Source organism: Burkholderia torrens (genome assembly GCF_984668525.1).
In genome coordinates this window covers 334,131-348,662 of sequence record NZ_OZ480212.1, presented here as the reverse complement: position 1 = coordinate 348,662, position 14,532 = coordinate 334,131, and the positions used below count along the sequence as shown (strand labels likewise).

Here is a 14,532-nt window from a genome sequence, read left to right as displayed (position 1 = left end):
AGAATCGTGAATGAAGCGAGCGGACGCTTGTGGCGTCGCTCAGGTACGCCGGGTCACGCGTCGGACCAGGCGGTCGCCCGTGATTTGCACGGCCGAGACGAGCGCGATCAGGATCACGATCACGGTCGCCATGACGGTAGTGTCGAAACGTTGATAGCCGTAGCGGATCGCGAGATCGCCGAGCCCGCCCGCGCCGACGGCGCCTGCCATCGCGGTCGAACCGATCAGCGCGACGACGGTGATCGTGAAGCCGCCGAGCATGCCGGGCAGCGCCTCCGGCAGCAGCACGTGCCACACGATGTGGCGGCGCTTCGCGCCCATCGCGAGCGCGGCCTCGATCAACCCGCGATCGACTTCGCGCAGGCTCACTTCGGCGATCCGCGCGAAGAACGGGATCGCGGCGATCGACAGCGGCACGACGGCCGCCCACACGCCGATCGTCGTGCCGATCAGCACGCGCGTGAACGGCAGCAGCGCGACGAGCAGGATGATGAACGGCGTCGAACGAAACACGTTGACGAGCGCGCCGAGCACCGCGTTCACGCCGCGCCGCGCATAGATGCCGCCCGGTGCGGTCGTCACGAGGATCACCGCGAGCGGGATGCCGAGCAGTGCGGCAATCGCGGCCGACGCGGCGACCATCGACAGCGTGTCGCGGATCGCGTCGAGCAGTTCGGGCCACCAGAGCTCAAACATAGCCGAGCACCTCCGCGTGATTCGCGTGGCGGCGCGCGCGTTCGAGCAGCGCGGCAACCGCGCCGCCGCGTGGCGCCGACGGGTCGGCGTCTTCCGCACGCGGCGTCGCGGCGATCACGAGCCGCCCTTGCGCATGACCCTGAATGCGTTCGATCCCGCCGTGCAGGAACCGCACGGAACCGCCGAGCGCTGCCGCGAGCGCGCCGACATCCGGCTCGCCGCCGCTCTCGCCCGTATAGCGGACGTCGAGCACGACCTGCGCGCCGGCGGGCAGCGCGGCCTGCTCGGGCAGCGGCTGCACGCGCGCGGCCAGTTCGGCCGGCAGGTCGTGCTGCAGCGTGCTGAGCAGCGCGCGCGTCGCGCCGTGGCGCGGATCGCCGAACACACGCCACACGGGGCCCGTTTCGACGACCTCTCCCTGTTCGATGACCGCCACGGTGTCGCACACCGCGCGGATCACTTCCATCTCGTGCGTGATCAGCACGATCGTCAGCCCGAGGCGGCGGTTGATGTCGGCGAGCAGCGCGAGGATCGATTGCGTGGTCTCGGGATCGAGCGCCGACGTCGCCTCGTCGCACAGCAGCACCTCGGGATCGTGCACCAGCGCGCGGGCAATGCCGACGCGCTGCTTCTGCCCGCCCGACAGGCTCGCCGGATACGCGTCGCGCTTCGCGGCGAGCCCGACGAGGTCGAGCAGCGCCTCGACCTTGCGCACGCGCTCGGCCTTCGGCACGCCGGCGATCTTCAGCGGCAGCGCGACGTTCTCGAACACCGTCTTCGCGGACAGCAGGTTGAAATGCTGGAACACCATGCCGGTGCGGCGGCGCAGCGCGACGAGGCCGTCCTCGTCGAGCGCGCCGACGTCGACGCCCTGCACGCGCACGCGGCCCGAGCTCGGCCGCTCCAACCCGTTCACGAGCCGCAGCAGCGTCGACTTCCCCGCGCCGCTGCGGCCGATGATCCCGAACACCTCGCCGCGCCGTACGTCGAGCGTCACGTCGCGCAGCGCGGCGGCCTGGCCGCGCGGCGTCGCGAATACCTTGCCGACCTGTTCCAGCGACACGGCGGCGCCGCCGGCGGCCGACGCGCCCGCTTCTTCATATGCCGTCGCAGCGGCGCCGGCCCGCACGGCCGACGGCTCGATGAAACCCAGCGTATCGAACAATTGCGTCATCGCTTCGCTCCGTCAGGTTCAGGCATGCGCGGGATGCGCGGGTTCGGATACGGCGGCCGGCCGGTGCTGCGCGCCGGTGTGCCATGCCGGCAGGCGCGGACCCGCGCCGAACAGTTTCTCGCGCAGCGTCGGCGCGGGATCGTAGTCTTCCTTGTAGACGCCGCGGTTCTGCAGCTCGGGCACGACCCAGTCGACGAAATCCTCGAACGACTCGGGCATCACGGTGCGCGTCAGGTTGAAGCCGTCGATGCCGGTCTCGTCGATCCACGACTGCAGCTCGTCCGCGACCTGCGACGGCGAGCCGACGATCGGCGCGTAGCGGCCGCCGAGCGACATCTGTTCGAGCATCCGGCGCACGGTCCACGTGCCGGTCGTGCTCTTGCGCGAGATCGCGTCGACGGCCGACTGGATCGAATCGGTCTTCACGTACGAGATCGGTTCGTCGAGGCCGTACTGCGCGAAGTCGATGCCGGTCGAGCTCGCGAAATGCGCGAGGCCGGCTTCGGGGCTCGCATAGCGCCGGTATTCGTCGAACTTCTCTCGTGCGAGCAGTTCGGTCTCGGCCGTCACGACGCTCACGCCGGCAAAGATCTTGATCGACGCCGGGTCGCGCCCCTGCCGTGCGGCGGCCGCGCGGATGTCGAGCGTCGCCGCGCGCGCCGCGGCCTTGCTTTGCCCGTTCACGAACACGCATTCCGCGTGACGGCCCGCGAACTCGACGCCGCGCGCGGACGAGCCGGCCTGGTACAGCACCGGCGTGCGCTGCAGCGACGGCTCGCTCAGGTGGATCGCGTCGATCGAATAGAACGGCCCGTCGTGCTTCACGCGCCGCACCTTGCCCGGTTGCGCGAACACGCGCGCCTGCGCGTCGCGGATCACCGCGTCGTCGTCCCAGCTCTGTTCCCACAGCTTGTAGACGACGTCCATGTAGTCGTCCGCGCGCTCGTAGCGGTCGTCGTGGCCAATCTGCTGCGCGAGGCCCATGCCGCGCGCGGCGCTGTCGAGATAGCCGGTGACGATGTTCCAGCCCACGCGGCCCTTCGTCAGGTGATCGAGCGTCGACATGCGGCGCGCGAACAGGTAAGGCGGCTCGTAGGTCAGGTTCGCGGTCACGCCGAAGCCGAGATGCCGCGTGACCTGCGCCATCGCGGGCACGAGCAGCAGCGGATCGTTGACGGGCACCTGCACCGATTCGCGCAGCGCCGCGTCGGGGCCGCCGCCGAACACGTCGTACACGCCGACGATGTCCGCGAGAAAGATCCCGTCGAACTTGCCGCGCTCGAGCGTCTTCGCGAGATCGGCCCAGTAGTCGAGATCGGTGTAGTGTGCGGAGCGGTCGCGCGGGTGCGTCCACAGCCCGTGGTTGATGTGCCCGACGCAGTTCATGTTGAACGCGTTGAGCAGGATCTTCTTGCGGTTCGCCGTCGTCATGCCTGCCTCCGTCACCACGCGATCGCGTACAGCGAGCCGAACGCGTTGTCGAGTGCCTTGCGCACCGCCGGCGAGTGCTGGTAAATCGAGATGAACTTGCGGATGCGCGGATCGTTCGCGCTTTCGGGACGCACCACCCACTGGATCGCGAAGTTCTTGTTCTCGGTGCCGTCGAACAGCAGCGCGCTGTTCGGGTCGGTCGTGCCGGCGAGCTTGATGAAGCTCGGATAGCCCTGCGCGAGATCGACGTCGTCGAGCGAGCGCGCGAGCTGGGACGCTTCGAGCGGGATGATCTTCAGGTGCTTCGGGTTGGCGACGATGTCGTGCGTGGTCGCGCGGTAGTCGGCGCCCGGCTTCAGCGTGATGAGCCCCGCGCGCTGCAGCAGCAACAGCCCGCGCCCGCCGTTGACCGGATCGTTCGCGATCGCGACGCGCGCGCCGTCCTTCAGCTCGGCGAAGCTTTTCACCTTCTTCGAATAGAGACCGATCTTCATGATCGTGCCGGGCGCGATCGAGATGAAGTTGTAGCCGCCCTGCTTCTTCGCGTTCTCGAGAAACGGGATGTGCTGGAAGTAGTTGACGTCGATGTCCTTGTTCGCGAGCGCGGCGTTCGGCGTATTCCAGTCGGTGAACTCGACGATCTTCACGTCGAGCCCCTGCTCCTTCGCCTCCTTCGCGGCGATCTTCAGCGCTTCGATCTGCGGGCTGGTCGAGATGCCGACCCTCAGCGGCGCGGTGTCGGCGCGCGCGCCGTTCAGCAATACGGCGCCGAGCAGCGCGGCAATCAGCACGCGGGCCGCACGGCCGGCGGAAAAGCGGGCGGAAAAAACGAGATGCAGCATGGAACCACTCTCCTGTCCAAAGACGGTATCGATGGATGAGCGGCACCGCGGCGAACGCACGGGCGTTCTCCGGACGGTCGTCGTCGCATCGGAAATAGATCAGGCGATGATAGAGAGCGGCGGGAAGGCGGTCTACGAAGCGATTGTGCGAAGAAAATCGCGCGCGGCGATATGGCGGGCGTCCAGGCTCGGTCGCGGGCCCGGCCGGCCCTCTGGCCGAAATCTCGGCCTGGGCGCCGGACGAATTCCGAAATCTCGGCCAGCCTGCCGGCCAACCCTTTCCGCAGACGAAACAAATCCCTTATGAATCAAGGCATTGAAAATATTCCGGCAGGCCGGAATTCTGGCACGGGGGTTGCGTAATAGACGTCACACGATGCCGCGAAGCAATGCAGGCATTCCAAACATCAGGAGACACGTCTTGCAGACCTCTATCCATACCCCGTCCCATCCCGAGCCGATTGCCGAAGCCGGTCCCGCCACGCGCGCACGCTTCTGGCCGGAAGGCTGGTGGAAGCTGATGGAAATCCGCATCGGCATCATTCCGCTGCCGGTCTACGTGATCCTGTTCGCGCTGATCGTCGGCTTTGCGGTGACGGGCAAGGTGCCCGGCGAGATCTCGATGGCGATCGCCGTGCTCGCGTTCTTCGGCTTCACCTGCGCCGAACTCGGCAAGCGCCTGCCGCTGTTGCGCAACATCGGCGCGGCCGCGATCTTCGCGACCTTCGTGCCGTCGGCGCTCACTTACTACCACGTGCTGCCGAAGCCGGTGCTGAACCTGACGGTCGAATTCACGAAGTCGACCAACTTCCTGTATCTGTTCATCGCGTCGATCATCGTCGGCAGCATCCTGAGCATGGATCGCCGCGTGCTGATCCAGGGCTTCGTGAAGATCTTCATCCCGCTCGCGGCCGGCTCGGTCGCCGCGGCGATCGTCGGCACGGCGGTCGGCACCGCGCTCGGCCTCGGCGCACGCCACACGCTGCTTTACATCGTCGTGCCGATCATGGCCGGCGGCGTCGGCGAAGGCGCGATTCCGCTGTCGATCGGCTATTCGGAACTGATGCACCTGCCGCAGGGCGAGATGTTCGCGATGGTGCTGCCGCCGGTGATGCTCGGCAGCCTGACCGCGATCATCCTGTCGGGCGCGCTCGACATGCTCGGCAAGCGCCTGCCGCACCTGACCGGCAACGGCCGCCTGCAGGTCGGCGAAAGCGGCGACATGACGCCAGAAAACGAAGAGATCCGCGGCCACGTCGACGTCACGCACATCGCGGGCGCCGGCATCACCGCGATCACGCTGTACCTGGTCGGCCTGATGGCGCACAAGCTGTTCGGCCTGCCCGCGCCGGTCGCGATGCTGTTCCTCGCGGTGCTGGTGAAGCTCGCGCGCGCCGTGTCGCCGCCGCTGCAGGAAGGCGCGTTCGTCGTCTACAAGTTCTTCTCGACCGCCGTCACGTATCCGCTGCTGTTCGCGATCGGTGTCGCGATGACGCCCTGGGACAAGCTGACCGCCGCGTTCACGATCGTCAACGTGGTCACGATCGTGTCGACCGTCGCGACGCTGATGGGCACCGGTTTCGTGGTCGGCCGCCTGCTGAAGATGTACCCTATCGACACCGCAATCGTGAACGCCTGCCACAGCGGGCAAGGCGGCACCGGCGACGTCGCGATCCTGACCGCCGCGAACCGGATGCAGCTGATGCCGTTCGCGCAGATCGCCACCCGCATCGGCGGCGCGATCGTCGTCACGGTGACGCTGATCCTGGTCGCGCACTTCGGATGATGCGCGGCCGCGCGCACCGTCGCGCAGGCTGCTTCGCACGCGCCGCCGCCGGCCTTGCCGGCGTGCGGCGCGCGTCGTTCCGGCTCACGGTTGCGACGGACCGGTAGCAGGCATCGACGAGGGCGAACGTGCAGAAAGGCTTCAAGGGAATCCCGTGGTGGGGCTGGGCATCGGCCGCCGTGCTGTATGTCGGCGTGGCCGGCGCGGCCGTCGATTTCGCGTGGGAACGCGCGATCGACGCGCTCGAGGAAGCCGGCGCGCACCGGCTCGACCTGTATGCGTCGAGCCTGAAGAGCGAGCTCGGCCGCTTCGAGATCCTGCCCGGCCTGGTCGCGCGGCAGGACGGCGTGCGTGCGATGCTGAAAGCCGCGCCGAACGAAGCGCCCGCGCTCGTGCATACGGTGAACACCTACCTCGAGGCCGTGAACCGCGACGCAGGCAGCGGCGCGGTCGACGTGATCGATCTGCAAGGCGACGTGATCGCCGCCAGCAACTGGAACGAGACGATCAGCTTCGTCGGCACCAATGTGTCGTACCGGCCGTACTTCAAGGACGCGCTCGCGCGCGGCAGCGGCCGCTTCTTCGGGATCGGCACAAACACGGGCGTGCCGGGCGTCTACTTCGCGAGCGCGGTGCGCGACGACGGCGTGCCGATCGGCGTGGCCGCCGTGAAGATCAGCGTCGATCCGCTCGAATCGGCATGGCGGGCGCCGGGTGTCGCCGCGATGGTCGTCGACAGCAACGGCGTGGTCGTGATCTCGACCGAGCCCGCGTGGAAATTCACCTCGCTGCGGCCGATAACCGCGCAGCAGCAGCGCGACATCCAGGCATCGCGCCAATATGCAGGCCGCACAGTCGACGCATTGCCGTACCGCCGCATCGGCGACCGCAGCTCGGCCGCGTGGTTCGGCACCTTTCCCGATCCCCGCCACACCGGCCGCACCACGCGCTATCTCGTGATGTCGCGCCCCGCGCCGCAGGCCGGCGATTCGCTGATGGTGCTGCTCGACATCGCGGGTGCGCGGCGCCAGCAGCAGACGGCCTTCGTGTTCGTCACCGGCGCGTTCCTGATCGCCGGGCTGCTGGCCGGCTACGCGATCCAGCGGCGCCGGGCGATCGTCGCGCGGCTGAATGCGCAGGACGCGCTGCGCCGCGCGAACGACCGGCTCGAACTGACCGTCGCGCAGCGCACGGCCGCGCTGACGGCAACCAACGAGCGGATGCAGCGCGAGATCGTCGAGCGCGAGCGCACCGAGCAGCGGCTGCGCGCGTCGCAGCAGGAAGTCGTGCATGCGGGCAAGCTCGCGGTGCTCGGGCAAATGGCCGCCGGCCTCACGCACGAGCTGAACCAGCCGCTCGTCGCGATCCGCACGCTGTGCGACAACGCGCGCACGTTCTTCGAGCGCGGCCAGCCGGCGCCGGCGCTCGCGAACCTCGAACGGATCGGCAAGCTGGTCGACGGCATGGCCGTGCTCACCGGCGAGCTGAAGACCTTCGCGCGCAAGCCCGACGTCGAGCGCGTCGCAGTGTCGCTGAACGAGGCCGTCGCCCATGCGCGGCTGATCTACGATGCGCGGATCCGCGACGAAGGCGTGCGGCTCGACGTGAACATCGCGCCCGGCACGACGGTGTCGGCCGAATCGAGCCAGTTGCAGCAGGTGATCGTGAACCTGCTCGGCAACGCGCTCGACGCGGTGCACGACGCGCCGGTGCGCCGCATCGTCATCGAAGCCAGCGGGCCGGACGACGCCGGCCGCGTGCGCTTCACGATGGCCGACAGCGGCGCCGGCATCGCGCCCGACGTGCTGCCGCACCTGTTCGAGCCGTTCGTCACGACCAAGCCGCGCGGCCAGGGCCTCGGGCTCGGCCTGGCGATCACGTCGCGCATCGTCGAGGCGTTCGGCGCGAAGATCGACGCGACGAACCGCGACGAGGGCGGCGCGCAGTTCAGTATCGAATTCGCGGCGGCGACGCCGCAACAGAGGATAGAGCATGGAAGATGAGATTCGCGTGCTGGTCGTCGAGGACGATGAAAACGTCCGGATCGGCGTCGAGCAGGCCGTCGCGCTCGCCGGGTTCCCGGTCGACGCATTCGCGTCCGCTGCCGACGCGCTCGCGCACGTCGCGCCCGGCGCGCCGGTGGTGATCGTGTCGGACGTGCGGATGCCAGGCATCGACGGGCTGCAGCTGCTCGACCGCGTGATGGCCATCGATGCGCAGATCCCGGTCGTGCTGATCAGCGGCCACGCGGACATCTCGACGGCCGTCGGCGCGATGCAGGTCGGCGCATACGACTTCATCGAGAAGCCGTTTTCGTCGGACGTGATCGCCGGCCGCGTCGCGCGCGCGGTCGAGAAGCGCCGCCTGACGCTCGAGGTGCAGGGGCTGCGCGCGGCGCTGAACAACTGGCAGGGCATCGAGGCGTTCGTGCTCGGCAAGTCGCCCGCGATGGCCGACGTGCGCAAGAAGATCCTGCGCCTAGCCGATACGTCGGTGTCGGTGCTGATCACCGGTGAAACGGGCACCGGCAAGGAGCTGATCGCGCGCAGCCTGCACGACTTCGGCGGCCGGCGCGACGCGCATTTCGTCGCGCTGAACTGCGGCGGCCTGCCCGAGCAGATCTTCGAGAGCGAACTGTTCGGCCACGAAGCCGGCGCGTTCACCGGCGCGATCAAGAAGCGCATCGGCAAGATCGAATGGGCGGACGGCGGCACGCTGTTCCTCGACGAGATCGAGACGATGCCGGTTGCGCTGCAGATCAAGATGCTGCGCGTGCTGCAGGAGCGCGTGGTCGAGCGGCTCGGCGCGAACGAGCTGATTCCGGTCGACTGCCGCGTGGTCGCCGCGTCGAAGGCCGATCTCGCCGAACTCGCGGCCGACGGGCGCTTTCGTGCGGATCTGCTGTATCGCCTCAACGTCGCGCAGATCGAGCTGCCGCCGCTGCGCGAACGGCGCGAGGACGTGCCGCTGCTGTTCGAGCACTTCGTGCTCGCGGCCGCGCGGCGCTTCGGGCAACCGGCGCCGGTCGTCACGGCCGCGCAGGTATCCGAACTGATGACGCATGCATGGCCCGGCAACGTGCGCGAGCTGCAGAACGTGGCCGACCGCTTCGTGCTCGGGCTGACCGGCGACAGCCTGCTGTCGTCCGGCGAGGCGCCGGCCGTCGGCGACACGCTCGCGGAACAGCTCGCGTATTTCGAGCGGATGCTGATCGAGGACATGCTGCAGCGTCACAACGGCAACGTTGCGGACGCAAGCGTCGCGCTGGGCATGCCGAAAAAGACGCTCTATCACAAGCTGCGCAACCTGCGGATCCCCGCGCGCGGCGATGCGGCGGCCGACGGCGGCGAATGACGCGAACGAGGATACGCAGAACAGCATGGATCGCATCGAAGTCACCGAACACGGCCGCATCGCCGGCCACCTGATCCGCGGCGTCACCCGCGCGCAGAAAACCTTCCGCCCCAGCGACTGGCCCGAGCGCCTCGCGGGCGTCATCACGCTGTTCGTCGGCGAACGGCGGCCAGGCTATCCGTGCGCGCTGTCGCGGCTCGCGATGCCCGTCGTCGACGGCAACGTCAAATGCCTGTTCGTGTCGGACGAATTGCGCACCGTGTGCGCGGATGCATTCGACTTCGCGATGCAGTTCGCCGCCGACAACGATCTCCCCGTCGAGCTTCAGACCGCACCCGCATTGACGGTGCGCTGACGCGCTCCCCCCTTTTTCCGCTGCAAAGGCGCGTGCGCGCAGGCCGCCGCTCGCCCTTTCAGCGGCGGAATGAATTGTCAGACGATTGAAGGCTTCGACACATGTCCACGCTCCGACAAGGGTTTCCGGCGCAGCCATCAAAAAAATTGATCGTCACGATGAAAATTATGCGTTTTCCTTGCAGGTCGCCATGATGCATAGTTGCGTCGTGTTGACGCACCTTTGAGTCTTTCAGTCATGAACATGCGAATCGAGCCGTCCGTGCTCGCGAACCCCGACCTGCAATTTGCGACGCTTTCGTCAGGCATCAGCCTGCCGTATGTCGAGCGGGGCAGCGGTGCGCCGATGGTGTTCGTGCACGGCTCGCTGTGCGACTACCGCTACTGGGATCCGCAACTCGCCGCGCTGTCGGCCCACTACCGCTGCATCGCGCCGAGCCTGAGCCATTACTGGCCGGCCGTCGAAGCGGGCATCCAGGACGAGTTCAGCTGGCAGAACCATGTCGACGAGCTCGCCGAATTCATCGATGCGCTCGATCTCGGCGCCGTGCACCTGGTCGGCCATTCGCGCGGCGGCAGCGTCGCGTTCAACGTCGCACGCCAGCATCCGCACCTCGTCGAATCGCTGACGCTCGCCGATCCGGGCGGCCCGCTGCAACAGCCGGGCGTGCGCGAAGCCGCGCTGCCGGCCGCCGCGCTCGCACTGCGCACGAAGGCCGTGAACCTGATCGGGCAAGGCGACGTAGAAGCCGGCCTCGAGATGTTCGTCGATTCCGTGAGCCTGCCGGGCGCATGGAAGAAGAGCACGTCGCGTTTCCGCACGATGGCGATCGACAACGCGAGCACGCTGCCGAAGCAGCTGCGGGACCCGCTGCCCGCATACTCGCAGCACGCGGCCGGCGACATCGCATGCCGCACGCTGCTGATCGACGGCCAGCGCAGCCCGAAGATGTTCCGCAACAACGTCGATACGCTGTCGCAGTGGATCGGCAACGCGCAACGGCAGACCGTCGCCGGCGCATCGCACGGGATGAATGCCGCGAGCCCTGCCGTGTTCAACCGCTACGTGCACGAGTTCGTCGCCGCGTAACGTCGCGGGTGGCCTGCGCGCCGCCCGTCTCCCCTGCTGTTGCCACACGGCTATCGAAACGAAACGACGCGGATTGCCCGCGTCGGATCGTTTCGCATCCCTCTGCATCATGCCACCGGCGCCGCCTTGCGCGTGACCGCATCCGGCAACCCGAACACGCTGTCGAACGCCCAGTTGTACGTGAACGTGAAGATCGGGAAGAACACGATCAGCACCGCGTCGTACAGGAACGCCTGCAGCAGCGACACGTCGAGCCACCACGCGATCAGCGGGATCAGGAACGTCACGAGCGCGACCTGGAACCCGATCGCATGCACGACGCGCCGCCCGACTGTGCGCGTCGTTTCCGCACGCCGTCGCTCCCATGCCTCGAACCCGAGGTTGTACAGAAAATTGACCGTGACGCCCGTCGTCGAGATCATCACGCCGAGCAGCCCGCTCGTCGCCGCGCTCGCGCCGCTGAGCATGCCGAGCACCGACGACGCGACGAGGATGCCGAGCACCTCGAACGTCACGACGTAGACTATGCGTCTCTTCCATCCTTGCATGACCGACCACCTTCGTTTCGAACAAGGTGGCGAGACTACAGCGGGCCTGGCGTCCGCAAAAGTCAGGTCCTTTCAATTTTTCTGACAGGAGGCGGCTGACCATGCTGACCAGCGATCACATCGACATGCTGCTGACCGTCATCGACAAAGGCTCGTTCTCGGCTGCCGCGCGTGCGCTCGGCCGTACGCCGTCGGCGGTCAGCATGGCGATCGCGAACCTCGAGGCCGAACTCGACCTCGTGCTGTTCGACCGCGGCACGCGCGAGCCGACGCCGACCGCCGCAATGGCCGCGCTGCTGCCCGACGCGCGCTCGATCGCCGAACGGCTGCACGCGCTGCGTGCGCATGCGCAGCACCTGTCGGAAGGTGTCGAGGACACGCTGCGGCTCGGGCTCGCGGCCGAACTCGACGGCGCGCCGGTCGCCCGTGCGCTCACGGCCGTGGCCGCGAAATATCCGGCGCTCGCGATCGGCATCGTCACGGCGCCGCAGGATACGATCGTCGATGCGCTGCATCGCGGCGCCGTCGACCTTTGCGTCGCGTTCGGCGGGCTCGATCTGCATCCGCAGGAACAGATTCACGCGTTGTGGACCGAGACGCTCGTCGCGGTCGCCGCGCCGAGCCATCCGGCCATCGCCGAATGTGCGCAACCCGAGGCGATCGAGCGACTGTCGGGCTTCCGGCAGATCGTGATCGCCGATCCCGAACGGCCGTTGACCGACGTGCGGCCGTTGATCGGCAACCGCACGTGGAAAGTGACCGACATGGCGACCGCGATCGCACTCGTGAAGGCCGGGCATGGCTGGGCGAACTTGCCGGAGTCGATGATCGGCCCCTACGTCGCCGACGGCGAACTCGCGCCGCTCGTGTTCGCGAACATCCGCAACGGGCTGTCGTTGCCCGTGTTTTTGCGGCGGCTGAAACATGCCGGGATCGGCAAGGCCGCCGGGGAACTCGTGCGGGCGCTCCGCGCTGAAGACGGCCAGCATTGAGCGGTGCGGCGATGGAATCGCCGCACCGTCCGTCAACGCGCGACGGTTTGACCGTTAGTTGCGGTCACTGCGCCGCCGCGCTCTGGATGGAATCGACCAGCGCTGCGTTGTCGTAACGTCGTCCGGCGATACCCCATCCGCCGTCGACCGCGTGAACGACGTTGACCCAGACCTGCCTGGGCGTGAGTCGTCCGCCCGCGCGGCGCAATACGATCTCGGTGGCCCGTTCGACAAATAGCCGCTGCGTGTCGGGCGCGGCAAGCGCGACTGCCGGCAGCTTCAGCTCGACGAACGCCGCGGGCTCCGCACGACCCTGCACGAAGGTCCGGTCGCGCGGCAGCACATTGAGCGTGCCGATCACGTTCGGCGCCAGGAATGCGTTCCCGGTCAGCCCTTCGACATCCAGCAGCGCATCGGTCAGTTCGGCAAACACCGGCCCTTCGTCTTCCTGCGTGAAAACTCCTTCGGATACTGTCAGCGTAATCGGCATCGCACTTTCTCCAGGTCAGGTCATTGAAAGTCATCGGAATCGTGACGTGATATAAATACCAGTCACTCTCTATACATTAGACACTGATCGCTCTCTATGCAAGCGATAAAGAGCGATCGCTCTGAAGCGAGCCTGTCATGCGTTATTCCGCCGAGCACAAGAACGAAACCCGCACGCGCATCCTCGAAGCCGCGAGCCGCCTGTTCCGCCAGGAGGGCTATGGCGGCTCCGGCATCGGTCCGCTGACGAAAGCGGCGGGCGTCACCAACGGCGCGTTCTATGGGCACTTCAAATCCAAGGGCGAAGCATTCCGCCAGATCGTGCTCGACGGCCTCGACCAGCTCCGGCAAGGCGTCGCGGCATTCAAGGCCGAGCATGGCGCGCGCTGGCGGCGCCCGTTCGTGTCGTTCTACCTGGGGCCGCGACGCACCTGCGCGCTCGGCGAAAGCTGTGCGCTGCCGAGCCTGTCGCCCGAAGTGATGCGCGCCGACGACGACACGCGCGATGCGTATGAACAGGCGTTGCGGCAGATCGTCGACGAAGTGTCGTCCGGGCTCGGCGAGACGCCCGACGACGATCGCGCGATCGCATTCCTCGCGCTGCTGTCGGGCGGCGTCACGCTCGCGCGTGCGGTGCGCGATCCCGAACTGGCGCAGCGCATCGCCGATGCGGTCGGCCGTTACGCAGTGGTGATCGCCGAGCGTACCGACGTACAGCCCGAGCAGCAGGCGTGACGGACGGCCAATGGAAAGGGGCTTCGGGGATTTTCGGGGACGTCGCTTTCCGACCCGTTGCAGCCGGTCGAGCAGCCTCTGTTCTAAGGGTAGGTATCGGAGTGGGAGGTCGTTCCGTGCCGTCGCCTAGGGGACAAGCCATCGGCCTCTGCGGACACTTAGACCCGTGAGTTGGTGAGGCGGCTTGGCTGCCCGCGCGGGCAGCTTTTGCGCTCATGCAGCGGCCTCGCGCATCAGTCGTTCGCGCGTCATCCGCAGATTGCTTGGAGCGAACAGCGTGTGCAATTCTGCGGGTTCTTCATCAAGCCGCGATAGCGCACCTTTAGATGCCACCGTGCGCGGCGACGAACATGGCGACGGCCGACCGGCAATAGGATTCGATTTCGTTGTCGTCCTCTGCTCTCGCCTCATCGAAGCGTGCGATGAGCAGAAGATCGGATCCTTTGAAAAGCGCGGCAAACAAGCGGGCGGATCGGCGAGCATCGGGTACGTTCAGAATCGCCTTCGCGTGCAACTGACGCAACACGGCCTCGATTTGGGCGATGACATGGGCGGCCCCGGCTTCGTAATGGAGCTTGCTCAACGACTTTTGATTCGTCTTGTCGGCCAAAACCATGGCTTCGACACTGCGGACGTCCGGGCTCAAAAGCGTGCGAAGCAGGGATGATCCCACCGCCATGAGCTGAGCTTCGGCCGAACCGTCGACGCTTTCAGAAAGGGCCTGGGGTGCAAATTGATGGCAGTGGGCCACCATGGCCGCGCTGAACAGCGCCTCCTTGTTCTCGAAGTGCCGATAGATGCTGAGCTTGGATATCTTCGCCCGCTGCGCGACCTTGTCCATGGTCGTCGCTTGAAAACCCAATTCCACAAAGAGTTCGCAGGCGGCGTCGACGATCGTTTGGCGAAGCGCTTCGTTGGCGGGCCGACCGCGCCGGCCCTGGCTATTTTCGGTCACGACAATTCCAGTACTTGACAGTATTCAAATTCACGCATTACGATACCATTCAGTATCGTAATATGCAAGCCAAGGGCAGGTTTCCC

General features: G+C 67.1%; 14 protein-coding genes. 7 read left to right on the top strand and 7 right to left on the bottom strand.

Features of this window, described 5'->3' with window-relative positions; all coding sequences use genetic code 11:
• Positions 1-39 precede the first annotated feature (39 nt).
• The 4 genes from AC5LXX_RS17950 to AC5LXX_RS17935 are packed head-to-tail and all read right to left on the bottom strand — an operon-like array spanning position 40 to position 4,143.
• Positions 40-696 carry a methionine ABC transporter permease gene (locus AC5LXX_RS17950; protein ID WP_034187801.1) on the bottom strand — a complete coding sequence of 219 codons (657 nt, stop codon included), beginning with the start codon at positions 694-696 and terminating at the stop codon, positions 40-42.
• Complete coding sequence (locus AC5LXX_RS17945; RefSeq protein WP_493412502.1) at positions 689-1,870, bottom strand: methionine ABC transporter ATP-binding protein; 1,182 nt, start codon at positions 1,868-1,870, stop codon at positions 689-691. The genes AC5LXX_RS17950 and AC5LXX_RS17945 overlap by 8 nt, the downstream gene beginning before the upstream one ends.
• Positions 1,871-1,888: 18 nt before the next feature.
• Entirely contained in the window at positions 1,889-3,301 is a 1,413-nt protein-coding gene (locus AC5LXX_RS17940; RefSeq protein ID WP_322081715.1) for an LLM class flavin-dependent oxidoreductase, read from the bottom strand.
• Between the two features lie 11 nt (positions 3,302-3,312).
• Positions 3,313-4,143, bottom strand: coding sequence for a MetQ/NlpA family ABC transporter substrate-binding protein (locus AC5LXX_RS17935; protein ID WP_493412501.1), 831 nt, complete (start codon positions 4,141-4,143; stop codon positions 3,313-3,315).
• A 421-nt stretch (positions 4,144-4,564) separates the two neighbouring features.
• On the opposite strand from AC5LXX_RS17935, the gene AC5LXX_RS17930 reads away from it, so the two are divergent.
• The 5 genes from AC5LXX_RS17930 to AC5LXX_RS17910 all read left to right on the top strand — a co-directional run bounded on the left by AC5LXX_RS17930 (position 4,565) and on the right by AC5LXX_RS17910 (position 10,727).
• Positions 4,565-5,929 carry a 2-hydroxycarboxylate transporter family protein gene (locus AC5LXX_RS17930; protein ID WP_493412500.1) on the top strand — a complete coding sequence of 455 codons (1,365 nt, stop codon included), beginning with the start codon at positions 4,565-4,567 and terminating at the stop codon, positions 5,927-5,929.
• A 128-nt stretch (positions 5,930-6,057) separates the two neighbouring features.
• On the top strand, positions 6,058-7,932 hold the full coding sequence (locus AC5LXX_RS17925) for a sensor histidine kinase (RefSeq protein ID WP_493412499.1): 1,875 nt from the start codon (positions 6,058-6,060) through the stop codon (positions 7,930-7,932).
• Positions 7,922-9,283: a sigma-54-dependent transcriptional regulator gene (locus AC5LXX_RS17920; protein ID WP_493412498.1), complete on the top strand. Its 1,362-nt coding sequence runs from the start codon at positions 7,922-7,924 to the stop codon at positions 9,281-9,283. The genes AC5LXX_RS17925 and AC5LXX_RS17920 overlap by 11 nt, the downstream gene beginning before the upstream one ends.
• A gap of 25 nt (positions 9,284-9,308) precedes the next feature.
• Entirely contained in the window at positions 9,309-9,638 is a 330-nt protein-coding gene (locus tag AC5LXX_RS17915; RefSeq protein ID WP_124455565.1) for a DUF3579 domain-containing protein, read from the top strand.
• Positions 9,639-9,875: 237 nt separating this feature from the next.
• A complete protein-coding gene (locus AC5LXX_RS17910; protein WP_493412497.1) occupies positions 9,876-10,727 on the top strand; it encodes an alpha/beta fold hydrolase in 852 nt (283 codons plus the stop codon).
• Between the two features lie 107 nt (positions 10,728-10,834).
• Here the strand turns inward: AC5LXX_RS17910 and AC5LXX_RS17905 are convergent, their stop codons facing one another.
• Positions 10,835-11,275, bottom strand: a complete 441-nt coding sequence (locus AC5LXX_RS17905) for a PACE efflux transporter (protein WP_493412496.1) — start codon at positions 11,273-11,275, stop codon at positions 10,835-10,837.
• Between the two features lie 101 nt (positions 11,276-11,376).
• Here AC5LXX_RS17905 and AC5LXX_RS17900 point away from each other — a divergent pair, with 101 nt between their 5' ends.
• Entirely contained in the window at positions 11,377-12,267 is an 891-nt protein-coding gene (locus AC5LXX_RS17900; RefSeq protein ID WP_493412495.1) for a LysR family transcriptional regulator, read from the top strand.
• A gap of 64 nt (positions 12,268-12,331) precedes the next feature.
• On the opposite strand, the gene AC5LXX_RS17895 is transcribed toward AC5LXX_RS17900, so the two are convergent.
• Positions 12,332-12,757, bottom strand: a complete 426-nt coding sequence (locus AC5LXX_RS17895; RefSeq protein ID WP_493412494.1) for a Tautomerase enzyme — start codon at positions 12,755-12,757, stop codon at positions 12,332-12,334.
• Positions 12,758-12,894: 137 nt separating this feature from the next.
• Between AC5LXX_RS17895 and AC5LXX_RS17890 the strand changes: the two genes are divergently transcribed.
• Positions 12,895-13,491: a TetR/AcrR family transcriptional regulator gene (locus tag AC5LXX_RS17890; RefSeq protein WP_493412493.1), complete on the top strand. Its 597-nt coding sequence runs from the start codon at positions 12,895-12,897 to the stop codon at positions 13,489-13,491.
• A gap of 322 nt (positions 13,492-13,813) precedes the next feature.
• Here the strand turns inward: AC5LXX_RS17890 and AC5LXX_RS17885 are convergent, their stop codons facing one another.
• A complete protein-coding gene (locus AC5LXX_RS17885) occupies positions 13,814-14,446 on the bottom strand; it encodes a TetR/AcrR family transcriptional regulator (RefSeq protein ID WP_493412492.1) in 633 nt (210 codons plus the stop codon).
• Positions 14,447-14,532: the final 86 nt, after the last annotated feature.